General features: G+C 41.3%; 18 protein-coding genes. 14 read left to right on the top strand and 4 right to left on the bottom strand.

Annotated elements, in window-relative coordinates:
* Window positions 1–70: 70 nt before the first annotated feature.
* Window positions 71–958, top strand: a complete 888-nt coding sequence (atpG, locus tag JWP71_RS16440) for an ATP synthase F1 subunit gamma (RefSeq protein WP_299502191.1) — start codon at window positions 71–73, stop codon at window positions 956–958.
* 226 nt (window positions 959–1,184) lie between these two features.
* Here atpG and purD read toward each other — a convergent pair whose 3' ends face one another.
* Window positions 1,185–2,459, bottom strand: a complete 1,275-nt coding sequence (gene purD, locus JWP71_RS16435; RefSeq protein ID WP_299502189.1) for a phosphoribosylamine--glycine ligase — start codon at window positions 2,457–2,459, stop codon at window positions 1,185–1,187.
* A gap of 202 nt (window positions 2,460–2,661) precedes the next feature.
* Here purD and secA point away from each other — a divergent pair, with 202 nt between their 5' ends.
* The 5 genes from secA to JWP71_RS16410 all read left to right on the top strand — a co-directional run bounded on the left by secA (window position 2,662) and on the right by JWP71_RS16410 (window position 10,002).
* On the top strand, window positions 2,662–5,976 hold the full coding sequence (gene secA, locus JWP71_RS16430) for a preprotein translocase subunit SecA (RefSeq protein ID WP_299502187.1): 3,315 nt from the start codon (window positions 2,662–2,664) through the stop codon (window positions 5,974–5,976).
* 98 nt (window positions 5,977–6,074) lie between these two features.
* Window positions 6,075–6,524: an SPOR domain-containing protein gene (locus JWP71_RS16425; protein WP_299502185.1), complete on the top strand. Its 450-nt coding sequence runs from the start codon at window positions 6,075–6,077 to the stop codon at window positions 6,522–6,524.
* On the top strand, window positions 6,521–7,705 hold the full coding sequence (locus JWP71_RS16420) for a M20 family metallopeptidase (RefSeq protein ID WP_299502183.1): 1,185 nt from the start codon (window positions 6,521–6,523) through the stop codon (window positions 7,703–7,705). Before JWP71_RS16425 ends, JWP71_RS16420 begins: the two co-directional genes overlap by 4 nt.
* A 43-nt stretch (window positions 7,706–7,748) precedes the next feature.
* Window positions 7,749–8,675 carry a hypothetical protein gene (locus tag JWP71_RS16415; RefSeq protein ID WP_299502181.1) on the top strand — a complete coding sequence of 309 codons (927 nt, stop codon included), beginning with the start codon at window positions 7,749–7,751 and terminating at the stop codon, window positions 8,673–8,675.
* 613 nt (window positions 8,676–9,288) lie between these two features.
* Window positions 9,289–10,002, top strand: coding sequence for a hypothetical protein (locus JWP71_RS16410; RefSeq protein ID WP_299502179.1), 714 nt, complete (start codon window positions 9,289–9,291; stop codon window positions 10,000–10,002).
* A gap of 586 nt (window positions 10,003–10,588) precedes the next feature.
* Here JWP71_RS16410 and asnS read toward each other — a convergent pair.
* A complete protein-coding gene (gene asnS / locus JWP71_RS16405; RefSeq protein ID WP_299502177.1) occupies window positions 10,589–12,025 on the bottom strand; it encodes an asparagine--tRNA ligase in 1,437 nt (478 codons plus the stop codon).
* 117 nt (window positions 12,026–12,142) lie between these two features.
* On the opposite strand from asnS, the gene JWP71_RS16400 reads away from it, so the two are divergent.
* The 4 genes from JWP71_RS16400 (at window position 12,143) to JWP71_RS16385 (ending at window position 16,720) form a co-directional block, all read left to right on the top strand.
* On the top strand, window positions 12,143–13,003 hold the full coding sequence (locus tag JWP71_RS16400) for a DMT family transporter (protein WP_299502175.1): 861 nt from the start codon (window positions 12,143–12,145) through the stop codon (window positions 13,001–13,003).
* Window positions 13,004–13,365: 362 nt separating this feature from the next.
* Window positions 13,366–15,285, top strand: coding sequence for a DNA primase (gene dnaG, locus JWP71_RS16395; protein ID WP_299502173.1), 1,920 nt, complete (start codon window positions 13,366–13,368; stop codon window positions 15,283–15,285).
* Window positions 15,285–15,659: a YraN family protein gene (locus tag JWP71_RS16390; protein ID WP_299502171.1), complete on the top strand. Its 375-nt coding sequence runs from the start codon at window positions 15,285–15,287 to the stop codon at window positions 15,657–15,659. Before dnaG ends, JWP71_RS16390 begins: the two co-directional genes overlap by 1 nt.
* A complete protein-coding gene (locus JWP71_RS16385) occupies window positions 15,656–16,720 on the top strand; it encodes a glutaminyl-peptide cyclotransferase (protein ID WP_299502169.1) in 1,065 nt (354 codons plus the stop codon). Before JWP71_RS16390 ends, JWP71_RS16385 begins: the two co-directional genes overlap by 4 nt.
* Before the next feature lie 3 nt (window positions 16,721–16,723).
* Here JWP71_RS16385 and tnpA read toward each other — a convergent pair whose 3' ends face one another.
* A complete protein-coding gene (gene tnpA / locus JWP71_RS16380) occupies window positions 16,724–17,158 on the bottom strand; it encodes an IS200/IS605 family transposase (RefSeq protein WP_299502167.1) in 435 nt (144 codons plus the stop codon).
* A gap of 205 nt (window positions 17,159–17,363) precedes the next feature.
* Window positions 17,364–19,010 (bottom strand): glucose-6-phosphate isomerase, encoded by a 1,647-nt coding sequence (pgi, locus tag JWP71_RS16375; RefSeq protein WP_299502165.1) that lies wholly within the window; start codon window positions 19,008–19,010, stop codon window positions 17,364–17,366.
* A gap of 253 nt (window positions 19,011–19,263) precedes the next feature.
* Between pgi and JWP71_RS16370 the strand changes: the two genes are divergently transcribed.
* The 4 genes from JWP71_RS16370 (at window position 19,264) to JWP71_RS16355 (ending at window position 22,962) form a co-directional block, all read left to right on the top strand.
* Window positions 19,264–19,698, top strand: coding sequence for a hypothetical protein (locus tag JWP71_RS16370; RefSeq protein ID WP_299502163.1), 435 nt, complete (start codon window positions 19,264–19,266; stop codon window positions 19,696–19,698).
* Between the two features lie 244 nt (window positions 19,699–19,942).
* A protein-coding gene (gene prfB, locus JWP71_RS16365; RefSeq protein WP_299502161.1) for a peptide chain release factor 2 occupies window positions 19,943–21,035 on the top strand; the annotation gives its coding sequence in 2 pieces (ribosomal slippage) (window positions 19,943–20,002 and window positions 20,004–21,035; 1,092 coding nt in all).
* 82 nt (window positions 21,036–21,117) lie between these two features.
* The gene (locus tag JWP71_RS16360; protein WP_299502159.1) at window positions 21,118–22,023 is read left to right on the top strand and encodes an alpha/beta hydrolase; all 906 of its coding nucleotides are present in this window, start codon (window positions 21,118–21,120) and stop codon (window positions 22,021–22,023) included.
* 33 nt (window positions 22,024–22,056) lie between these two features.
* Window positions 22,057–22,962 (top strand): alpha/beta hydrolase, encoded by a 906-nt coding sequence (locus JWP71_RS16355; RefSeq protein WP_299502157.1) that lies wholly within the window; start codon window positions 22,057–22,059, stop codon window positions 22,960–22,962.
* The last annotated feature ends 27 nt before the right edge of the window (window positions 22,963–22,989 follow it).

Genomic DNA, 22,989 nt, shown 5'->3' with positions numbered 1-22,989 from the left:
AATAAAGTGATTAGTATTGGGTATTTAAGTCTTGCTACTTGATACTCGATACTTAATACTCAAAAAAAGAATGGCTAATTTAAAAGAAGTAAGAAACAGGATATCGTCGGTATCGTCAACGCAGCAGATCACCAAGGCCATGAAAATGGTTTCGGCAGCTAAGTTGAAACGTGCTACCAACGCTATTGTACAATTACGCCCATATGCAAGTAAGCTGAAGGAATTATTGTCAAACTTGTCTGCAAGTTTAGAGGATGGTTCGTCGCCTTTTTTACAGCAGCGTGAGCCTGTTAAGGTATTGATAGTAGCAGTATCATCAAACCGCGGACTGGCAGGTGCTTTTAACGCTAACGTTATGAAAACTGCAAATAACCTGATTGCCGAGAAATACAGCGAGCAGTTAAAAGCGGGTAACGTTTCTATAGTTGCTATCGGTAAAAAATCGCAGGAGTTTTATGAGCGCCGTAAATACAATGTTATTGGTAACAATAATGAGCTGTACAATAACTTAAACTTTGCTAATGCCTCGTTAATTACCGAAAGCATTATGGAAGGCTTTTTAAAAGGACAGTATGACCGTGTTGAAATTGTGTACAACCACTTTAAAAACGCGGCAATGCAATTTTTGATAACCGAGCAATTGTTACCGGTACCAAAAACCGAGCTTAAAAAAGACGAAGTAAAAACAGCGCAGGTTGATTATATACTGGAGCCATCACAAGAAGAAATTGTTGCAGAGCTGATACCAAAAAATATCAAGATACAATTGTATCGCGCGGTATTAGATTCTGTAGCTTCTGAGCATGGTGCCCGTATGACCGCAATGGATAAAGCAACAGAAAACGCAGGCGACTTGTTGAAAGCATTAAAATTAGCTTACAACCAGGCCCGCCAGGCAGCTATCACCACCGAGCTTACCGAAATTGTAAGTGGCGCAGCGGCGTTGTCATCAAATTAAAAATAATAAGTTTAGATATTAGAAAGGCTTCCTGATTTCAGGAAGCTTTTTTTATTTTCACGCGTCATTGCGAGGAACGAAGCAATCTCTGCACATGCAAATCAAATTGCAGGATGTCTGTTAGTAGTATTATACAATAAATGAAATCTATCTTATTGAATGTCTGTTGTAGAGATTGCTTCGTTCCTCGCAATGACGCGGTTGTTATGGTTATGGTAAGGCTGGCTTATATCAAATCAAACCCAATATCTTTCCTAAAATAGCAGCCGTCATAATAGATCCTGCTGGCATCGGCAGTAGCTTGTTGCAGCGCATCAAACATATTATCTTGTAAGGATGTAATTGCTAAAACACGGCCACCGGTTGCTAATATATCTTCGCCTTGTTGTGTTGTACCTGCCTGGAAAACGTGCGAACCGCGTACATTCTCCATACCGCTGATAGCTTTGTTCTTTAGATATTCGCCGGGGTAGCCGCCTGCAACACAAACTACTGTTGCAGCAACTTTGTTGGATATGATGAGTTCTTTCTCGTTTAGGTTTCCTTCGGCTACGCCTAACAGCAGCTCAACAAAATCGGATTCTATGCGTGGTAAAACACTCTCTGTTTCCGGGTCGCCCATGCGGCAATTGTATTCTATCATGTAGGGGTCGCCGCCGCAATTCATCAGGCCAATGAAGATAAAACCCTTGTAAGGGATACCTTCCTGTTTTAAACCTTCTATAGTAGGGATGATCACCCTATCTTCAACCTTTTTAATAAACTCGGCATCCGCAAAAGGAACCGGGGAAACAGAACCCATGCCGCCGGTGTTTAAACCGGTGTCGCCTTCGCCAATACGTTTATAATCTTTGGCTGATGGTAATATTTTATAATTATTGCCATCGGTCAATACAAATACCGATAGCTCTATGCCTTGTAAAAACTGTTCAACCACCACTTTCGAACTGGCGTCGCCAAACTTGGCTTCGGTAAGCATTTCTATTAGCTCTTGTTGGGCCTCTTGTACGGTAAGGCAAATTAATACGCCTTTGCCCGCAGCCAATCCATCGGCTTTTAAAACTATGGGTAGGCCTATGGTTGGTAAATAATCAAAACCCTCCTGTAAAGTATCGCGGGTAAAGGTTTTTGATGTGGCTGCAGGGATGTTGTGCCTCTCCATAAACTGCTTAGAAAAATCCTTGCTGCCCTCTAACTGTGCACCCTCGGCCTGCGGACCAATAACCGGCACGTTTTTCAACTGTTCATCCGCCAGGAAAAAGTCATGAATGCCTCTAACTAAAGGTTCCTCAGGGCCAACCAATACCAAATCAATGCTATTAGTTAAAACACATTGTTTAATGCTTTCAAAATCGTTTACGGCAATGTTTACATTGGTGCCGTATTGACCGGTACCCGCGTTACCGGGCGCAATAAAAAGTTTACTGCATTTTGGGCTTTGTGCTAATTTCCAGGCGAAGGCGCTTTCCCTTCCGCCCGAGCCGAGGATCAGGATGTTCATAGGGGGCAAAGATAGAAGTTTAGTAACAAGTAGCTAGTATCAAGTAGCAAGATGATTATAATGTTAAAATACCTAAATTTTACCTGATACTTGCTACTAGTTACTTGATACTCCCCTGCAAAACCTTACCTTTGCCTGTCATAATGGCTTTATAATTACGCTGGCGCAATTATTGAGTTTATGCCATCATATCAAATTAAATATGTTAAATTTCATAAGTAAGCTTTTTGGAAGCAAATCAGAGCGCGACGTAAAGGCTATTTTGCCTTTGGTTGAAAAAGTTAAGGCCGAGTTTGCCAAGCTTGATCAGATAAGTAATGATGAGCTAAGAGCCAGGACATTGGATTTTAAGGAAACCATTAAACAGGGATTAGCTAAAATTGACGATGAGATACAGGCAATTAAAGATCAGACCGAGAACAACCCGGATATGGATGTGCAGGTGAAAGTTGACCTGTATACCCAGGCAGATAAGTTGCAAAAGGACCGTGATGCAGCGCTGGAAGTTATACTATTAGATTTATTACCTGAGGCTTTTGCCGTTGTAAAGGAAACTGCCCGCAGGTTAAAAAATAACGCGACCATTGAGGTTACCGCCACCCAGTTTGACCGTGATCTTGCCGCTAAAAAGCAAAATGTTATTATAAAAGGCGATAAAGCTATTCACCATAATAAGTGGCTGGCTGCAGGTAATGAAGTTACCTGGGATATGGTACATTATGATGTACAGCTAATTGGTGGTATTGTATTGCATCAGGGTAAAATATCAGAGATGGCAACAGGCGAGGGTAAAACACTGGTAGCCACACTGCCTGCTTACTTAAACGCTTTATCTGGACAGGGTGTACATATAGTAACGGTGAATGATTACCTGGCACGTCGTGACTCGGAGTGGATGGGCCCGTTATATGAGTTCCATGGTTTATCGGTTGATTGTATTGATAAACATGAGCCAAATACTGAAGAACGCCGCGCCGCTTACATGTCTGATATTATTTTTGGTACCAATAACGAGTTTGGTTTTGATTACCTGCGTGACAATATGACACGCAGCCCCGAAGAACTGGTACAGCGCAAACTGCATTATGCCATGGTGGATGAGGTCGATTCGGTTTTAATTGATGATGCCCGTACACCTTTAATTATTTCAGGCCCAATCCCACGTGGAGATGAGCACGAGTTTTATGAGTTGAAACCGCGAATTGAGCGTTTGGTTAACGCACAAAAAAGTTATGTAAATGGTGTTTTAAATGAAGCTAAAAAAGCTATAGCCGAAGGCAAAACAGGAATTGATGAAGGTGGTTTAGCTTTATTGCGTGCCTTTAGAGGTTTGCCGAAAAGTAAGGCTTTAATTAAATATTTAAGTGAAGGCGCTAACAAGCAGGTTTTATTAAAAACCGAAAACTACTACATGCAGGACCAAAATAAGGAAATGCCTAAAGTAGATGCTGAGCTGTTTTTTATTATAGATGAAAAAAATAACCAGGTTGAACTGGCCGAAAAAGGTATTGAACTAATCACCTCATCGGGCGAGGACCCTAACTTTTTTGTGATGCCTGACGTAGGTACGGAAATAGCGGAGATTGAAAAATCTGATTTGCCTGCCGAAGAAAAGATAGCCCGGAAAGACGAATTGATGCGCGATTTTTCTATCAAGTCTGAGCGTATACACTCGGTTAACCAGTTGTTAAAAGCCTATACTTTATTTGAAAAGGATACCGAATACATTCTTGACGATGGTAAGGTAAAAATTGTTGATGAGCAAACCGGCCGTGTGCTGGATGGCCGTCGTTATTCAGATGGGTTGCACCAGGCTATTGAAGCCAAAGAAAATGTGAAAGTAGAAGATGCTTCACAAACCTTTGCAACCATCACCCTGCAAAATTACTTCAGGATGTACCACAAGCTTTGCGGTATGACGGGTACTGCCGTTACTGAAGCAGGTGAGTTCTGGGAAATATATAAACTGGATGTGGTTGAAATTCCAACCAACACGCCAACCAGTCGTTCGGATATGCACGACCTGGTTTACCGTACCGTTCGCGAAAAATACAATGCCGTTGCCGATGAGATAGTAAAACTAACCCAGGCGGGCCGCCCGGTACTGGTGGGTACAACTTCGGTTGAAATATCCGAGTTGCTAAGTCGTATGCTAAAATTGCGCGGTATTAAACACAATGTATTAAACGCCAAAATGCACCAGAAAGAAGCCGATGTTGTGGCTGAAGCAGGTAAAACAGGCACGGTTACTATTGCCACCAACATGGCTGGTCGTGGTACGGATATAAAATTAGGCCCCGGCGTTAAAGACGTTGGTGGTTTGGCTATTGTAGGTACAGAGCGCCATGAGTCGCGCCGTGTGGATAGGCAGTTGCGTGGTCGTGCGGGCCGCCAGGGTGATCCCGGATCATCACAATTCTTTGTGTCGTTAGAGGATAACCTGATGCGTTTATTCGGGTCAGAGCGTATATCAAACCTGATGGTGCGTATGGGTATTGAGGAAGGCGAGGTTATTCAGCACTCTATGATATCAAACTCTATAGAGCGCGCGCAGAAGAAAGTGGAAGAAAATAACTTTGGTACACGTAAGCGCTTGCTGGAGTATGATGATGTGATGAACTCACAGCGTACCGTTGTTTATACCAAACGTAAAAATGCGCTGTTTGGCGAACGTTTAGATGTGGATTTAAACAACACCATTTTTGATGTGGTTGAAGACATCGTAACCGAATATAAAGAAGTAAACAATTACGAAGGGTTCCGTTTAGAGGTTATCCGTTTGTTTTCTGTTGATACTGAGCTTACGCAGGATGAATTTGCAGGCACTTCGTTAAACGCGTTGGTTGACAGAACGTTTGCCGACATTACCGAATTTTACAAACGCAAATCAGAGGCCATAGCCCAGCAAGCTTTCCCGGTTTTAAAGGATGTTTACAATACCCGTGGTAACATTATAGAAAACATAGTGGTACCGTTTAGCGATGGAGTACATGGTATACAAGTTGCTGTTCCGCTAAAAAAAGCTATCGAAAATAATGGTATGGAAGTGGTAAAATCATTCGAAAAAAATGTTACCCTGTACCTGATAGATGATGCCTGGAAAGAGCATTTGCGCGAAATGGACGAACTGAAGCAATCTGTACAAAACGCTGTATACGAACAAAAGGACCCGTTGTTGGTTTATAAGTTCGAAGCGTTTAATTTGTTCCGCCAGATGCTGGCTACCGTGAATAAAGAAATTGTAAGTTTCTTATTTAGGGGCGGCATTGCATCGCAACAAGCGCCGGATGAAGTGCAGGAAGCAAAGCCGCAGCCTAAAACTGATATGCGTAAAATGCGCACCTCGAAACCAGAATTGGTACACGAAGGTGCCGGTGGCTTGCCCATATTTGACGATACGCGCGAGCAGCAAAAATCAATGCCAATACGTGTTGAGCAAAAAATAGGAAGAAATGACCCTTGCCCTTGCGGTAGCGGTAAAAAATATAAAAGCTGCCATGGCGTAGGTCAGGCATAGGCAATATCTGAACCCTGATTAAAGGATTTAAGGATTGCCTGATTATTAATCGTGGTAATCAATTAATCACAAAAATCAAGGTTCAGAAAATTTAGACAATGAAAAACGCACCTGTATATAAAGCAAATTTTAGCAATATACTCAGGTGCATTTTTTTTATAGCTATTTTTGCCCCGGCTATAGCATACGCGCAAGAACGTGGTACGGTTGAAGTAGTGAAAGATCCACGGATAGATACGTTCATGGCCCGGCGAACAAATTTAAAAGGCAGCATGGCGGCGGTTTATGCATCAAGCTATGGTTACCGGGTACAAATTTATAGTGGTTCGAGCCGTAAAGACGCGTATGATGTGCAGGCAAGATTTACTGATACACACCCCGGTACGCGTACCTATATTAGTTATAGCGAACCCAATTATAAAGTACATGCCGGCGATTTTAGGACACGCCTGGAAGCCGAAAAATTGAAACAGGAACTGGGGCGCACATTTACCAGCCTTTTTATAATAGAAGAAAAAATAAATCCTCCAAAAGCAGATACCCAATGATTAAGCAGAAGATACAGGAGTTATCAAAAAATATTTTTAATGACGTTGTAGCAAATCGTCGCCATATTCACAGTCATCCTGAGCTTTCATTTCAAGAAGTAGAAACATCAGCGTTTGTTGCTAAAAAGCTGGACGAGCTGGGCATTGGGTGGGAGCGTATGGCCGATAACGGTTTGGTAGCATTAATAACGGGAGAAAAGCCATCAGATAAAGTAGTTGCCCTGCGTGCAGATATGGACGCTTTGCCAATAACTGAGGCTAATGATGTTCCCTACAAATCCCAAAACGCGGGTGTAATGCATGCTTGCGGGCATGATGTACATACGTCATCATTATTAGGCACAGCAAAAATTTTGACAGAGCTAAAGAGCGAATTTGGTGGTACCGTTAAACTTATCTTTCAGCCTGCCGAAGAAAGATTGCCCGGAGGAGCCAGCTTAATGATAAAAGAAGGCGTATTAGAGAATCCAAAACCTGATGCCGTATTGGGCCAGCACGTAATGCCTTTTATTGATGCCGGTAAATTTGGTTTCCGTTCGGGTCAATATATGGCATCGACAGACGAGTTATACGTTACCGTAAAAGGTAAAGGTGGTCACGGCGCGCAGCCCCAATCAAACATCGACCCCGTAATTATTACCGCGCATATATTAATTGCGCTGCAGCAAGTAGTGAGCCGTATGGCCGCCCCTACAAATCCTACGGTGCTATCATTCGGTAAAGTTATTGCCAATGGAGCAACCAATGTTATCCCTAACGAGGTTTATTTAGAAGGTACCTTTAGGGCGCTGGATGAAAAATGGCGTGCCGAGGCACATATCAAAATGAAAAAAATGGCCGAAGGCATTGCCGAAAGCATGGGCGGAAGCTGTGATTTTAAGATATTGAACGGTTATCCCTTTCTGATAAATGAACCTAAACTAACAGCGGCTACCCGCGCGCATGCCGAAGATTATTTGGGTAAAGAAAACGTGCTTGATCTGGATATATGGATGGCTGCCGAGGATTTCGCCTACTACTCGCAAGTGGCTGATGCCTGCTTTTACCGCATGGGTACCCGTAACGAAAGCCGTGGTATCACCTCTGCCGTACATACGCCAACGTTTGATATTGAAGAAAAAGCTTTAGAAAACAGTATTGGTTTGATGGCTTACCTGGCTGTTAAACAATTGGGTAATTAATAAGTACATGGTTCATGGTTAATAGATCATGAAATTCGACTAAATGAAAAATACTATATTCTTAGCTTTAAGCTTTCTGCTTTTAGCTTTCAGTTCAAAAGCCCAGCAGCGCCGTTTTAACCCCGATACGGTATTAACAGTGGTAATTGATTCGGCGGTAAACATCAGATCGCACCGGTTAAACGCGCAGGACTTTATTGATGCCGTAGTGGCCGATACCGGTTTTTACAAAGCCTTCCGCAATATGAAACGCTACGGTTTTACTGCCGAAAACGACATCTATACTTATGATAAAAACAATAAGATTGATGGTGAGTTACACCGGAAAGTAAAACATATTATAGTAGGGGGTAAGCATAAAACCGAATACTTGTTAAAGCAGGATAAAGGCAATGTTTATAAAAAGAACGGCAAGTACCAGTTGTATACAGTTGAGATGTTCGACTATATTTTTAACAATGCCTATAATTCTGATTTTACACATACCGACCCGTTGCCGGGTTCGGAAGGGAAGAATGGCTCCTATAAGGATAAGCTAAAAACACTGATATTCTCTCCGGGGCGAAAGGTGACAGGCATACCTTTCCTGAGCGGAAAAACCGAAATATTCGGGAGTGATATGCGGCAATATTATTATTATGAATTTGCCCGTGGTAAATATTTAGACTCCATACCCGTTTATCGTTTTAAGGTGATCAAGAAGCCAAGCGTATCAGACGATGACGTAATGATAAGGGAGCTTACCACCATATTTGATATGCGTACATTTAAAATATTGGGCCGTTATGTTGACATGAAATACAGCAATATCCTGTTTGATTTTGATGTGAAAATGAACATTGAGCTGCTACCCTATAATGGCGAATTGCTACCCGCCAAAATAAGCTACCAGGGCAACTGGAACGTACCATTCCATAAAGAAGAGCGGGCCAGCTTTTTGATCTTGCAAAAGGATTATCATCATAATTAATACATGAATTAAAAGCGTGTCACCCACCCTGTGAAGGGCGAACGTAGGCTTACTCAGGGAGAAATCATTGCGAATGTAGCGTGGCAATCTCTGCGAGTTCATTCAATAAATTGGCGGTATGCTTGGTTTGAGCATCGTCCCACTCAATCGCCGCGGGGTGGCTTTTTGTTCTTTTCCTTGATGAAAAGAACCAAAAATCAAGTCAGACGAGAGGCTTCGTTGCGCTCTGGGCCTTTACCCGGCAAAGCAAGTAAAACCACGGGCTACGTTCTTTTGCCCCGCTTTTGCTACGCACTATCCCACACTTCTGCAAAAGCCCTGATGCCCTCCAGCCCACAGCCCAACTTGTTTTACCTGCTTTCACCCGAAGCTTTTCGTCTGACGTTTTGGTAAAAACCAAGATTTTGGTAATGGTGAGCAATCAAAAAAGAAGCGATGGCCTGTCAGCCCACGCGGCGGGGAGTCTGGCCCAGTGAGCTGGCAGCGATTGGGCTGACTTGATCTTTTGGTTGCTTTTGTATCAAGAGGAGACTATATACCTGTTAGACCATGAGATATAATTCTTTATCAACTGATTTGGATTATTACATTAGTAGTCTAAATCTAAAAACACATGGATTTCCTCTTATACTTTTCTTACGTAGGCGCACTTTATGGACTTTTAAAAGTGATTTACGATATGTATAAATCTAAGAAATGGGTTGTAATTCGTAAAAGTCACGAATTTGTGATATTGATTATATCAGTCATTGTTGCTACATGTTTTTCTATTCCGTGGAGTAAAATACATTACGGGGATGAAAAACCGAAAATAATTTATGTCCAATTGCCTGTAAAAAAAGAAGGCTTATTTAAAAAATCGCCCGAAAAAAATCTAAAAGAAACCACCGATGTACCACACCAAATGTTTAAACCAAAATTAGTACACAAGGGAGCAATTGAAACCAAAAAGATTGCAGACACACCAAAAAGCACATCCAAATATGATTTAAGTCACGCTCAACTGAGCCAAAGTGCTGTTGGCGACCACGCTTCTGTAACTAACTATGGCAAGCCCCAAAGGCATTATGAAGAAAATGAACGAAAAATTAAAATCACATTGCAATCCATGAGCATAGACACCCTTGTAATAGATTTTGATATGGGGAATCCAGAAGAAAAAATATTAGCAATGGAGACCTATAACGCATTAAAACAACAAAAATATAAATTAACATGGTTGGCTATCATGTATGGTGGAATCCCTCCACAGTCTACAAATGGTGATGACTTTACAATTGATAAAGACAAAAAAGGGGTTTTACATTTAGTCGTAATGGCTAAATAGGAAGTTGCTTTTCTTTTTTTAACTGTTCGTGTGCCATAAAAAAAAGCTCTTGGGTAGGGCTTTTAAGTCTATAGGAATAAGTCTTTCGATTTAAAGAAACTCCTTTACATCCATACCTAACACATCCGCAATACTCTTTAAGCTAAGTATGTGGCAGTTTCTTTCACCTCGTTCTAAGAAAGAAAGGTTAGACATATCAATCTTGCTTAGCCATTTGATCTATAGGTATTTTCTTTGCTCTACGGGCTAACCTTATCTTTTGCCCCATTTCTAATAAGTATGCTTTGTTTTCCATTATTTAGCTGTTAATCTTTTCCTTTGTAAAGTACCCTCGCAGTTAGCTAAAGCATCTGCAAACCTTTCGTCTTAGTCTCCTATCAAGACAAAAGTAACAGCCATCCCGCGGCGATTGAGCGGGTGGATGCTCACATTGTGCACCAAGGCCAAATTACTGCAAGAACACAACGATGTAGTATTTTTATTACGTGTAGGGTGAACTATATACGTCGCGCGGCAGACTCTTCGCTATGCTCAGAATGATAGGAAGTAAAATCAACGAAATCCAATAATCACCCTAATCAACGGTCTAAAATTCCGCGTTCTTAGGGAACCTCGGGAAAGGTATCACATCCCTAATATTACCCATACCGGTTACAAACAGCACCAAACGCTCAAAGCCCAGGCCAAAGCCGGCATGTTCGCAGGCGCCAAAGCGGCGGGTATCTAAGTACCACCAAAGTTCTTCTTTTGGAATGTTCATTTCGTCCATGCGTTGCTCCAGTTTATCCAAACGTTCCTCGCGTTGTGAGCCGCCTACAATTTCGCCAATACCCGGGAACAAAATATCCATCGCACGTACAGTTTTACCGTCATCATTCTGGCGCATGTAAAAAGCTTTGATCTCTTTTGGATAATCGGTTAAAATAACCGGTTTTTTAAAGTGCTTCTCTACCAAATAACGCTCATGTTCTGATTGCAGATCGGTGCCCCAGCCTTCAATCGGGTATTGAAACTTCTTCTTTTTATTTGGGGTCGATTCCTTTAAAATTTCTATAGCTTCGGTATAGGTTAAACGTTCAAAATCGTTGCTCAAACAAAACTGTAATTTTTCGGTCAGCGTCATTTCGGAGCGTTCGTTTTGCGGCTTTTGTTTTTCCTCTTCCAGTAAACGCTGGGTTAAAAACTCAATGTCGTCTTTGTTCTTATCTAAAGCATAAGCAATTACATATTTAAGCAAGGCCTCGGCAGTATCCATATTATCTACCAGATCGCAGAAAGCCATTTCGGGCTCTATCATCCAAAACTCGGCCAGGTGGCGGGTAGTATTAGAGTTTTCTGCCCTGAAAGTTGGGCCGAAAGTATAAATATCGCTCAATGCCATCGCGCCCAATTCGCCCTCGAGTTGCCCCGAAACGGTTAAGTTGGTGGCGCGGCCAAAAAAATCTTGTTTATAATCAACTTCCCCTGTATCCGTTTTAGGGACATTCAGCAAATCGAAGTTAGTAACGTGGAAAGTCTCTCCCGCGCCCTCCGCGTCTGATGCGGTAATGATAGGCGTGTGCAGGTAAACAAAACCTTTATCCTGGAAAAACTGGTGCACCGCAAAAGCCAGGCTGTTACGCACACGGAATATCGCCCCAAAAGTATTGGTACGGAAACGCAGGTGCGCTATCTCGCGTAAAAACTCCAGGCTATGTTTTTTGGGTTGCAACGGGTATTTCTCGGGGTCGCTGTCACCTAATATTTCAATGGTATGGGCTTTAACTTCAACGGTCTGTCCCTTACCTAAAGAAGCAACCAAACGGCCAAATACACTTATGGCGGCACCGGTTGTTAAACGCTTCAGCAGGGCAGGGTCGGCGTTTTCAAAGTCGACAACTACCTGTATATTATTATTGGTTGAGCCATCATTTAAAGCTATGAACTGATTATTGCGGAAGGTTCGTACCCACCCTTTTACGGTTACATCAATATCGGTTGTTGTGCTTTCTAATAATGCTTTGATCTTTATACGCTGACTCATTTTGTAATGAAATTTAGAGCGGCTAAATTACGATAATTTGATGTATGTTCCTTGCTTAGACTTAGAAGTTTTATAAACTTCGTAAGTCTTTAACTTCTTTATTAAGTTTGCGTAATCATGAATCCCAAACTTAGCCTAGCTATCGGCATCCTCTGTATATCGTTTTCGCCCATACTGGTAAAACTGGCTGATGCTTCGCCGCTGGTTTGCGCGTTCTACCGTATTTTCTTCGCCTGGATATTTTTACTGCCCTATTGCCTGTATAAAAAAAACCTGAAAATGGAACGTAAAAACATCGTCCTTGCCCTAATAGGCGGCGTTGTTTTTGCCAGTGATATTGCCGTTTGGAACCTGTCGCTTAAACTGATAAGCGCTACTGTCTCCACCTTATTATCAAACCTAGCGCCGGTTTGGGTAGGATTATTAAGCTATTTGTTATTCAAAAAGAAATCAGGCTCGTTGTTCTGGATAGGTACAGCTATCGCTGTTACAGGTATGGTGATTTTAATAGGGATTTCTAACCTGCTGCACTTGCAATTTAATATAGGGATTGTACTCGCGGTTGCGTCAAGCTTACTTTATTCCATTTATATTTTAATAACCAAGGATATTTTAAAGCGCATCAGCACCATACCCTTTATGTTTTATAATATGCTGGCGTCAGGTGTTTTCCTGCTGATACTTTGCGGCGTATTTGGCAACGGACTGCTGCATTTTAATATAAAAACATGGGGTTGTTTTGCCGTAATGGGTATTATTTGCCAGTTAACGGGTTGGATAACCATTAACTACGCCATTAGTCACCTCGAATCAACCAAAGTAGCTTTAACGCTGCTAAGCCAAACTGTTATTGCCGGGTTATTAGCAGTGCTGATACTAAACGAAAGTTTGCAGCTAAAGGAGATCATCGGCAGTGTAATTGTGTTGGCAGGGATAGCGTTGACGTTTTTGAAACAGAAGGCCAAACAATCGATATAAATATTTATGAAAAGATATTCATTTTACTATGTTAGAATCTGTGGTTGATATTTAATAAAGACTATCAAAAATCTTGTTACATCACATTAAAATCAGTCTATTTGCAATTATTTGATTATCAGTGAAATATGGTAAAATTAAGCATAAAAATACTAACGAATAAGTTGTTACATTTTGTTACATCGCTTTTTCATAATTCACTCATAAACAATTAATTAACCTGAAATCTTGTTTCACTTGTTACATTTTGTTTCACACTCGCGTGTAACAAGCATGCCAGGGCTAATAAATAAATTGTAAATTAACGGTTCGAAAAAATTCAAGGCAATGGATGAATTGCCCTACATTTGCATTTTTAACGCATGATATTAAAATCAACCATCGACCGTATAATGGAAGCCACAGATATTGTGGAAGTGATAGGCGAATTTGTGCAGTTAAAAAAGCGCGGTGCCAATTACGTGGGCCTGTCGCCGTTTGCTAATGAGCGTACGCCATCGTTCACGGTATCGCCGGCTAAGGGCATCTTTAAAGACTTCTCATCAGGAAAAGGGGGCAGCGCCGTTACCTTTTTAATGGAGCTTGAAAAATACACCTATCCCGAGGCTCTGAAATGGCTGGCCAAAAAATACAGCATCGAGGTTGAAGAGACGGTAGAAACCGCCGAAAACAAAGAGGAAGAGAACCGCCGGGAAAGCCTGATGATTGTATCAGCTTACGCCGCCAAGTTTTTCCATGAAAGCTTATTGGATACCGACGAAGGCAAAGCCATAGGCCTGAGCTATTTTAAAGAGCGCGGCTTTAGTGCCGAAACAATAAAAAAATTCGAGTTGGGCTACTCGCCCGACCAATGGGAAGCCTTTACCGGCCAGGCGCTAAAAGAAGGCTATCTGGAAGAGTTTTTAACAGACAGCGGGTTATCTGTAAAAAGAGATAATGGGTCGCTGTATGACCGTTATCGCGGCCGGGTGATGTTCCCGATACATAGCTTTACCGGGCGTGTAATTGCCTTTGGGGGGCGAATGCTAAAAAGCGACAAGAATGTACCCAAATATGTAAACTCGCCCGAGTCGGAGATCTACCATAAATCCAACGTGCTGTATGGTTTGCATTTCGCCAAAAAATCTATCAGGGAAGAAGATAATTGTTATTTGGTTGAGGGTTATGCCGATGTGATCTCTGTACACCAGGCAGGTATTGAGAATGTGGTGGCATCATCGGGTACATCATTAACTGTAGAGCAGATAAGACTGATTGGTCGCCTCACCAAAAACATCACCATATTATATGATGGCGACGCGGCAGGTATAAAAGCCTCACTGCGCGGATTGGATATGATATTAGAGGAGGGGCTTAACGTAAAAGTGGTGCTGTTCCCTGATGGTCATGACCCGGATTCGTATGTACGGTTAGTGGGTACTAATGGCTTCAAAAAGCATATTGAAGATAATAAGAAAGATTTTATCCTGTATAAAACCAATCTGCTGCTTAAAGAAGTTGGTAATGACCCGATAAAGAAATCGGACGTTATAAGGGATATTGTAGAAAGCATTGCCAAAATACCCGATTCTATCAAGGCATCTGTATTTATAAAAGAATGTAGTCATTTGCTACAGATTGATGAGCGCGCGCTGTTATCAGAGCTCAACAAAATGCGTAATGCTAAAGCGAAGAAGGATTCGCAGCAGCAAACCAACAGGATGATAACCCCGGTTGAGGAGTACCCGGTTTATGAACCTGTTGAAGAGATAAAAGAAACCTCATCGCAAGAAAAAGAAATTGTGCGTCTGCTGTTACTATACGGCAATAAGGTGATAGATTGGGATGGCATTGCCAATACGTATATTGGTCCGTTTATGATTGCTGAATTGAATGATGTGGATTTTGAGCATCCTGCAAGTAAAGTGTTTATAGAAATTTATAGCAAGGAAGTAGAGAATGGCATATTACCCGAGGAGCAGCATTTTATACATCACCCGGATAAAGATATTGTAGATCTGGTAGTTACATTAATTGCCACAAAATATACGCTAAGCGACAACTGGTACGAAATGCACAAGATTTTGGTGCCCGATGAGCAGGCTAATATGAAAGCCACTATATTGGGTGCAATATTTCATTTAAAAAAGCATAAAGTGGGTAAAATGCTCGAAGACTTGCGCAATGAGTTACAAAAAGAACAAAGTGTAGAGGACCAGGAGATATTGCTTAACCAATATATGCGGATGAAAAAGGTAGAGAAAACTATATCAGATTACCTGGGCTCTGTAATTATAAAATAATGGCGCTGCATAATGACCTGGGCCGCAAAGGCGAAAGTATAGCAAAAACGCATTTAGAAGAGTCGGGTTACAAGATCTTAGATGAGAACTGGACGCATGGCAAACTCGAGGTTGACCTGATTGCTTATAAGGACCGGGTTATTATATTTGCCGAAGTAAAAACCCGTACCGGCAACAGGTTTGGCGAGCCCGAAGATTTTGTTGATATCCGTAAGCAGAAGCTGCTGGCTAATGCCGCTGATGAATACATTTATTTAATGGATCACCAGGGCGAGGTGCGGTTTGATATTATTGCTATTTTATTTAATAACGAAACAAATTATAAATTAAACCATATTGAAGATGCCTTTTGGCCATCTGCTGATAAATTATGAAATACAGACCGATATTATTTATAGCCGCGATAGCATTTTTTGTATATAGCTGTAACAGCAACACCAGTACCACAGGCGCTGATATTACCATCAGCCCGGAATCAGGCACCAATTATAAAGCAGGCGACGCGGTGAATGTAAAGGTGGGTTATCCATCATCGGTAAAGCCGGATTCTGTTGTATACTTATTAGATTCTGTTAGGCTGGCTTCTAAAAAAGATTCGTCGGCATTCAGTTTTAAAACAGATACCATGCCTTTGGGCGCAAGAGTAATTACTGCAAAAGTATACACAGGCGGCAAAAGCCAGGATGCATCAACCAATATAGTATTGATGGCCGCCAAAGCACCCGAGGAAATGACTTACAAGGTCGAAAAAATATTCCCGCATGATACCAGCGCGTATACCGAAGGTTTATTATATCAGGATGGTTATCTATATGAAACTACCGGTAACCTCGGCCACTCTGATTTGCGTAAGGTTGATGTTACTACCGGCAAAGTAGTGCAAAGGCAACCAATTGATCCAAAAGTATTTGGCGAGGGCAGCGCCATTATTGGTGATAAAATAGTAATGTTTACTTATCGCGAGAAAATTGGTTATGTGTTTGATAAAAACACTTTCAAGTTGCTAAAAACCTTTAACAATAATGTTGGCGTTGAAGGCTGGGGTGTAACTTACGATGGCAAGAAAATTTATTTAGATGATAGTACCAACCGTATATGGTTCCTGGACAAAAACGATTATCACCAAACCGGCTTTATAGACGTTTATGATAATAAAGGACCAATACAAGAGGTAAACGAGCTGGAATATATTGATGATAAATTATACAGCAATGTTTATACAACCGACATTATTTTAGTTATCAACCCTAAAACCGGTGCTGTAATGCAAAGGGTAAACATGGCTAACCTTTGGCCAAACTCAAAGCGCCCGGCAGATTTTGACAATACCAACAATGTATTAAACGGCATAGCGTGGGATGCAAAAGGCAGGCGCTTATTTGTAACGGGTAAAAAATGGCCTTTTATTTATCAAGTGTCTTTTGTAAAAAAATAAATGTTAAGCCTTTATTGGCGACCATCCATATTTTGTCATAAACTCATCTGCTTCCTCGTTAAATGATTTTTTGGCGTGATGTTGTTCCTGATTTTGTATGTATTTAGTAACTGATTCTAATTGAGATTCGCTTACCGAAACAGCAAAATAATCATCTTGCCACGCAAATTTTTCGGGCGTTAAATTGTTTTGATTGATCCAAAAGGATGATTCACCTTTTATGAGTTGACTAACTTTAGCGATGCTTTGGTCTTTCCCTAAAGAGATAAGGCAATGAATATGATCTGAGTAGCCGTTAATGGATTTCAGGAATATTTCTTTTTCTACGCAATTATCAGCAATATGCTTATACACATCATATCTAAATTCCTTTTTTAATAAGGGTTCGCGATGCTTTACAGCAAATACTAAATGAACCCAAATTCTTACGTATGACATGTCAGTTTTATTATTTTGGCTAAAGCCAATTGGTTTTTTTCCTTTATCCGTCCCATAAATGGGACGGCAATGAATTCTGGTTTTTAAATATAAAAAAACCGCTCAAATTTTGAAGCGGTTTAATCTCAAAATTATCCAATTCATTGCCGTTGGCTTTAGCCAACGGATAGCCAATAGACAGGAAATGGCTTTAGCCAAAACAGACCTACCGCCATGCTTTATATTGATTGATCAACCCATTAGTTGATGAATCATGCGATGATATCTTATCGGCAGTTCTTAGCTCAGGTAATATTTTGCCGGCCAGTTGCTTACCCAGCTCAACACCCCATTGGTCAAAGCTGTAAATGTTCCAGATAATGCCCTGTACAAATATTTTATGCTCATACATGGCTATTAATGAGCCAAGGCTATGCGGTGTAATTTTCTTAACCAGTATAGAGTTGGTAGGGCGGTTACCTTCAAACTCTTTAAATGGCGCAAGTGTTTCAATTTCTTCTGCCGATTTTCCTGCTGCTTTTAGTTCGGCAACCACTTCATCACGGCTTTTACCATTCATTAACGCTTCGGTTTGTGCGAAGAAGTTTGATAACAGCATGGTATGATGCTCGCCAAGCGGGTTATGTGATTGTGCAGGAGCAATAAAATCGCAGGGAATTAATTTTGTGCCCTGGTGTATTAACTGATAAAAGGCATGCTGCCCGTTAGTGCCCGGCTCACCCCAAATTATCGGTCCGGTCGAGTAGTCAACAGGTTTGCCGTTACGATCCACATGTTTGCCATTGCTTTCCATATCGCCCTGCTGAAAGTAAGCTGCAAAGCGGTGCATATATTGGTCGTATGGTAAAATAGCGTTGGTTTCGGCCTCGAAAAAGTTGTTGTACCAAATGCCTACAAGAGCTAATATAGTTGGCAGGTTTTGATCAGGCTCGGCAGTTTTAAAGTGGTTATCCATAGCATGGGCGCCGGCTAATAACTCATTAAAGTTATCAAATCCAATACTTAAAGCTATAGATAAACCAATAGCGCTCCATAAAGAATATCTGCCCCCAACCCAATCCCAAAATTCAAACATGTTCTTGGTATCAATGCCAAATTTTCCAACACCATCCGCATTGGTTGATAGCGCCGCGAAATGCTTGGCTACATCACCATCCTTGCCACCGCTGCTGATGAACCAGTCGCGTGCGCTATGGGCATTAGCCATAGTTTCCTGTGTAGTAAATGTTTTAGAGGCGATAAGGAAAAGCGTGGTTTCGGGGTTTAATCCTTTTAAAGTTTCTGCAATGTGAGTACCATCAACATTTGACACAAAATGCAGATTTAAATGATTTTTGTATGATTTCAAAGCTTCGGTAACCATTACCGGCCCCAGGTCTGATCCACCAATGCCGATATTTACTACATCGGTAATTGGCTTGCCAGTATAGCCCTTCCATGAGCCGGATATGATGGCTTCGCTAAATTCTTTCATGTGTTGCAATACCTTATTTACATCAGGCATTACATCTTTTCCGTCTACATAAATTGGCGTATTACTTTGGTTACGCAAAGCGATATGCAGCACTGGGCGGCCTTCGGTAGCATTAATTACCTCGCCGCTAAACATAGCTTTGATCGCCTCATTTAGCATACATTCTTTAGCCAACTGTAGCAATAAGGCTATAGTTTGGTCGGTAATTCGGTTTTTAGAGTAATCCAGCAATATGTCTTCAAATCGGGTTGAAAATTTAGCAAAGCGCTCATTATCAGTCTCGAAAAAACCTTTAAGGCTTTGCGCCACCACATCAATGTAGTGGTCGGCTAAATATTTATAAGATTGGGTGGTGGTAAAATCAATGTTTGGCAGCATAATTGTGTATTTTTTGACAACAAAAATAGAATTTAATATCAACGTGTATATTAAATTTTAAACTAAGTGACACAGGGGTTATATAACACTTGTTTAGATTATTTGTTTTGCATTCATTCGATTGTAAAATTTTCAACGATAATTATATATCGTTTACATATTTTAAATTTGTATTTAATATATTTGCGCTATTGATAAATAAAAGGCTTATTTATCATCATTTTGATAACCAAACTTTAAATGTATTTGTATTATGTTTGAAAAACTTTTTATGCTTGTTAAAAGTAACGCCGGGATGGCTGTTATTGATAACCCTGTAATTCCTGTAAAATATCATGAAGCAGTGATAAATGAAGCGTCGAGCTCGATTATTGAAGTATTAAAGGGCCAGGTGGAAAATGGTAAGCTAAAAGATTTGATCAAATATTTTCAATTCCCCGGCATTTATAACAACCCGCTAATTAACAGCACCGTTAATAAATTTGCCAATAAACTTAATAACTATTATGGTATTGAGCCTGTTGCAGCTTTGCAAGTTGCTAAAGAGCTTATCCCGCCGGTTATGCAGGAAATGATACAACAATCAAAAAGCCCGCAAAACAATGATTTTGCATTAAGCAAGTTATTGGCTATGCTAAGCGGTAATTATAACTTGAACAATTTATTGAGCGAGTTGGCTGTGGCTTAAAAATATCCTCATTTACCTATTAAGGGCCTGTTTGCTAATGCGAATAGGCTTTTTTTATTTAGGGGAACTGATTTAAACGCGCCGATTACTCATCAGGTCTAAGCTTCGCGGGACCACCCTTCGTTCTTGGCGGAAAAGGGGCTTTTTGGGGACTAATTTCCCCAATCCTCTTTCCACGCAGATGTCAGGGAGTAATCGCCGCTAAGTTGTTATTATAACAATTGCATTTTTCTATATTTGCCCCATGACTAAAGAACAGATCCAGGATTTAAGGGATAGATTAATTTCCCTGAGGAGGCATCTTTGACATCGACAAGAAGCTTGATGCATTAAAAATAGAACAGGATATAACTCTCGACCCCCATTTTTGGGATCATCCTAAAGAAGCTGAAAAGGTTTTAGCTTCCATCAAAACAAAGAAAGTCTGGACAGACGAGTATCAGAAAGTATCATCGGTAATTGAAGATACTGGTGTGCTGTTTGAATTTTTTCGGAGCGGCGATGCTACCGAAGCCGAAATGCAGGAACAATACAATACGGCCATAAAAGTGGTTGAAGAGTTGGAATTTAAAAACATGCTATCGGCCGAAGAGGACCAGTTTAATGCCGTGATGCAAATAACAGCAGGCGCGGGTGGTACCGAAAGCTGCGACTGGGCCGGGATGCTGATGCGGATGTATATTATGTGGGGCGAAAAGAATGGTTACAAAGTAACCGAGCAGGATTTCCAGGAAGGGGAGGCAGCCGGTGTAAAAACCGTAACCCTGCAATTGGAGGGCGAGTTTGCATACGGTTATTTAAAAGGCGAAAACGGGGTACACCGCTTAGTACGTATATCGCCGTTCGATTCGAACGCTAAGCGCCATACTTCATTTGCATCGGTATATGTTTATCCATTGGTTGATGATACTATCGAAATAGAGATCAATCCTGCGGATATTGAGTTTGAAACCTTCCGCTCGGGCGGTGCTGGCGGACAAAACGTAAATAAGGTAGAAACTGCTGTGCGTTTGTATCACAAACCTTCGGGCATTATCATTAAGAACCAGGAGTCGCGCTCGCAATTGCAAAATAAGGATAACGCCATACGTTTACTAAAATCGCAATTGTACGAGGCCGAAATGCGTAAACGTGCTGAAGCATCAAATAAAATTGAAGGCAACAAAAAGAAAATAGAGTGGGGATCGCAAATACGTAACTACGTATTGCACCCTTATAAGCTGGTTAAAGATCTGCGTACCGATCACGAAACATCAAACGCCGCTGCGGTTTTAGATGGCGATCTGAACGATTTTCTAAAAGCTTACCTTATGGAGTTTGGCGGGCCGAAGAGTTAATTTTACTCCAATTAGACTTACGAAGTTTAAATTACTTCGTAAGTCTCTTCTAAAAGATTTATTATTGTATAAATCTTTTATTATGAAATTTTTCTGCACCACATTGCTATTAATGGCCATGGCTACTATAACCTATGCGCAAGGCACGGCACCTGTAATTCCATTATACCCTAACGGTGTCCCCAATTCAAAACCAACCCCGGCAACTTATATTGAAAAGAATGGCGATGGCCATGCATCAGCAACCAGTGTTCCAACCCTAATTCCATTTTTTCCGGAGAAAGGTAAGGCTACCGGTACTGCTGTAATTATTTGTCCGGGTGGCGGTTACAGTGGTTTAGCCATTGATAAAGAGGGCTATGCGGTAGCTAAAGAGTTTAATAAAATAGGTATCACCGCGTTCGTATTAAAATACCGCTTGCCAAGCGATTTGATAATGGTAGATAAAACCATTGGGCCGCTGCAGGATGCACAAGCTGCTATCGTGATGATACGCAAAAATGCCGCAGCCTGGGGCGTTGATCCGGCTAAGGTTGGCATTATGGGATTTTCGGCAGGAGGGCATCTGGCCTCGACCGCCGGAACACATTTTGATAAAGCGGTTGTCGATAATAAAGATAACACCAGCGTTCGTCCTGATTTTATGTTGTTGCTTTACCCTGTAATTAGCTTTGGCGAATTTGCACATAAAGGATCGCGGAATAACCTGGTAGGCTTAACCCCAACACCCGAACAAATAGAATTTTATTCGAACGAAAAGCAAGTTACAGCAAATACACCGCCAACCTTTATTGTGCAGGCCGGTGATGATAAAACTGTACCCGTGCAAAACAGCCTGTTGTTTTATGAGGCACTGCTAAAAAATAAAGTTAAGACAGAGATGCATCTTTACCAGGCGGGAGGGCATGGCTTTGGGCTGAATAACCCCACAAGCAAAGAACATTGGTTTGAGTGGTGCGCCGGCTGGATGAATGCTAACGGCTTTTAACAATATCCTACCTTGTTATTTAATAATTTATTCATGAAAAAACTATTTATTACAGCATTCATATTCATTACCGCTATTTCATTAGCTCATGCGCAGGAAACTGCTATTCCGTTATATCCTAATGGTGTGCCTAATTCAAAGCCAACCCCTGCTGATTATGCAGAAACCATAGTTAGAAAAGGCTGGGTTACAAATGTGAGCATACCTACCCTTACGCCTTACTTTCCCGAAAAAGGTAAAGCTAGCGGTACCGCAATAATTATTTGCCCGGGTGGTGGATATTACCAGCTTTCTATGGATAATGAAGGCACAAACATTGCCGTAGCTTTTGCCAAAATTGGTATAACAGCTTTCGTATTAAAATACCGCTTACCCAGCGATTTGATAATGGTAGATAAAACCATTGGGCCTTTGCAGGATGCCCAACAAGCATTAATAATGGTGCGCACCCGTGCAGCCGAATGGGGTATTAATCCGGCTAAAGTTGGTATGGCGGGTTTTTCGGCAGGGGGGCATTTGGCTACAACAGCAGCGGCGTGGTCTAATAAACCAGTTGTCGCTAATTTGGCCAATATTAATTTACGGCCCGATTTTATGGTGCTACTTTACCCGGCTACCACTTTTAGCAATGCAGAACATCATGATTCTAAAGATCATTTACTGGGCCTTAATCCAACGGCAGAGCAAATAGAGTTGTACAGTAGCGAAAAGCATATCACGGCCAATACACCGCCCACTTTTATGGTACAGGCCGAAGATGATCCATTGGTAACCATACAGAGCGCTTTAAATTTTTATAGTGCTTTGGCTAAAGCAAACGTAAAGGCCGAAATGCATATTTACCCGGCAGGCGGGCATGGCTTTGGCCTCATCAATAAAAAAAGCAACGAGCATTGGCTGGACTGGTGCATAAGCTGGATGAATACCAACGGCTTTTAATAAATCTCCCCTACCAGGGGAGATTTA

This window comes from Mucilaginibacter sp. (genome assembly GCF_028287845.1).
Taxonomy (GTDB): domain Bacteria; phylum Bacteroidota; class Bacteroidia; order Sphingobacteriales; family Sphingobacteriaceae; genus Mucilaginibacter.
The sequence above is the reverse complement of the archived record's forward strand: the minus strand, read 5'-3'. Positions and strand labels throughout refer to the sequence as shown.

Bases quoted from the DNA above. Each gene is read 5' to 3' on its own strand.
- atpG (WP_299502191.1), top strand. From the start codon at position 71: ATGGCTAATTTAAAAGAAGTAAGAAACAGGATATCGTCGGTATCGTCA.
- JWP71_RS16385 (WP_299502169.1), top strand. From the start codon at position 15,656: ATGAAATACAGACCGATATTATTTATAGCCGCGATAGCATTTTTTGTA.
- secA (WP_299502187.1), top strand. From the start codon at position 2,662: ATGTTAAATTTCATAAGTAAGCTTTTTGGAAGCAAATCAGAGCGCGAC.
- asnS (WP_299502177.1), bottom strand. From the start codon at position 12,025: ATGAGTCAGCGTATAAAGATCAAAGCATTATTAGAAAGCACAACAACC.
- JWP71_RS16370 (WP_299502163.1), top strand. From the start codon at position 19,264: ATGTTTGAAAAACTTTTTATGCTTGTTAAAAGTAACGCCGGGATGGCT.
- JWP71_RS16390 (WP_299502171.1), top strand. From the start codon at position 15,285: ATGGCGCTGCATAATGACCTGGGCCGCAAAGGCGAAAGTATAGCAAAA.
- JWP71_RS16410 (WP_299502179.1), top strand. From the start codon at position 9,289: ATGGATTTCCTCTTATACTTTTCTTACGTAGGCGCACTTTATGGACTT.
- pgi (WP_299502165.1), bottom strand. From the start codon at position 19,010: ATGCTGCCAAACATTGATTTTACCACCACCCAATCTTATAAATATTTA.
- JWP71_RS16400 (WP_299502175.1), top strand. From the start codon at position 12,143: ATGAATCCCAAACTTAGCCTAGCTATCGGCATCCTCTGTATATCGTTT.
- dnaG (WP_299502173.1), top strand. From the start codon at position 13,366: ATGATATTAAAATCAACCATCGACCGTATAATGGAAGCCACAGATATT.
- JWP71_RS16420 (WP_299502183.1), top strand. From the start codon at position 6,521: ATGATTAAGCAGAAGATACAGGAGTTATCAAAAAATATTTTTAATGAC.
- JWP71_RS16425 (WP_299502185.1), top strand. From the start codon at position 6,075: ATGAAAAACGCACCTGTATATAAAGCAAATTTTAGCAATATACTCAGG.
- purD (WP_299502189.1), bottom strand. From the start codon at position 2,459: ATGAACATCCTGATCCTCGGCTCGGGCGGAAGGGAAAGCGCCTTCGCC.
- tnpA (WP_299502167.1), bottom strand. From the start codon at position 17,158: ATGTCATACGTAAGAATTTGGGTTCATTTAGTATTTGCTGTAAAGCAT.
- JWP71_RS16415 (WP_299502181.1), top strand. From the start codon at position 7,749: ATGAAAAATACTATATTCTTAGCTTTAAGCTTTCTGCTTTTAGCTTTC.
- JWP71_RS16360 (WP_299502159.1), top strand. From the start codon at position 21,118: ATGAAATTTTTCTGCACCACATTGCTATTAATGGCCATGGCTACTATA.
- JWP71_RS16355 (WP_299502157.1), top strand. From the start codon at position 22,057: ATGAAAAAACTATTTATTACAGCATTCATATTCATTACCGCTATTTCA.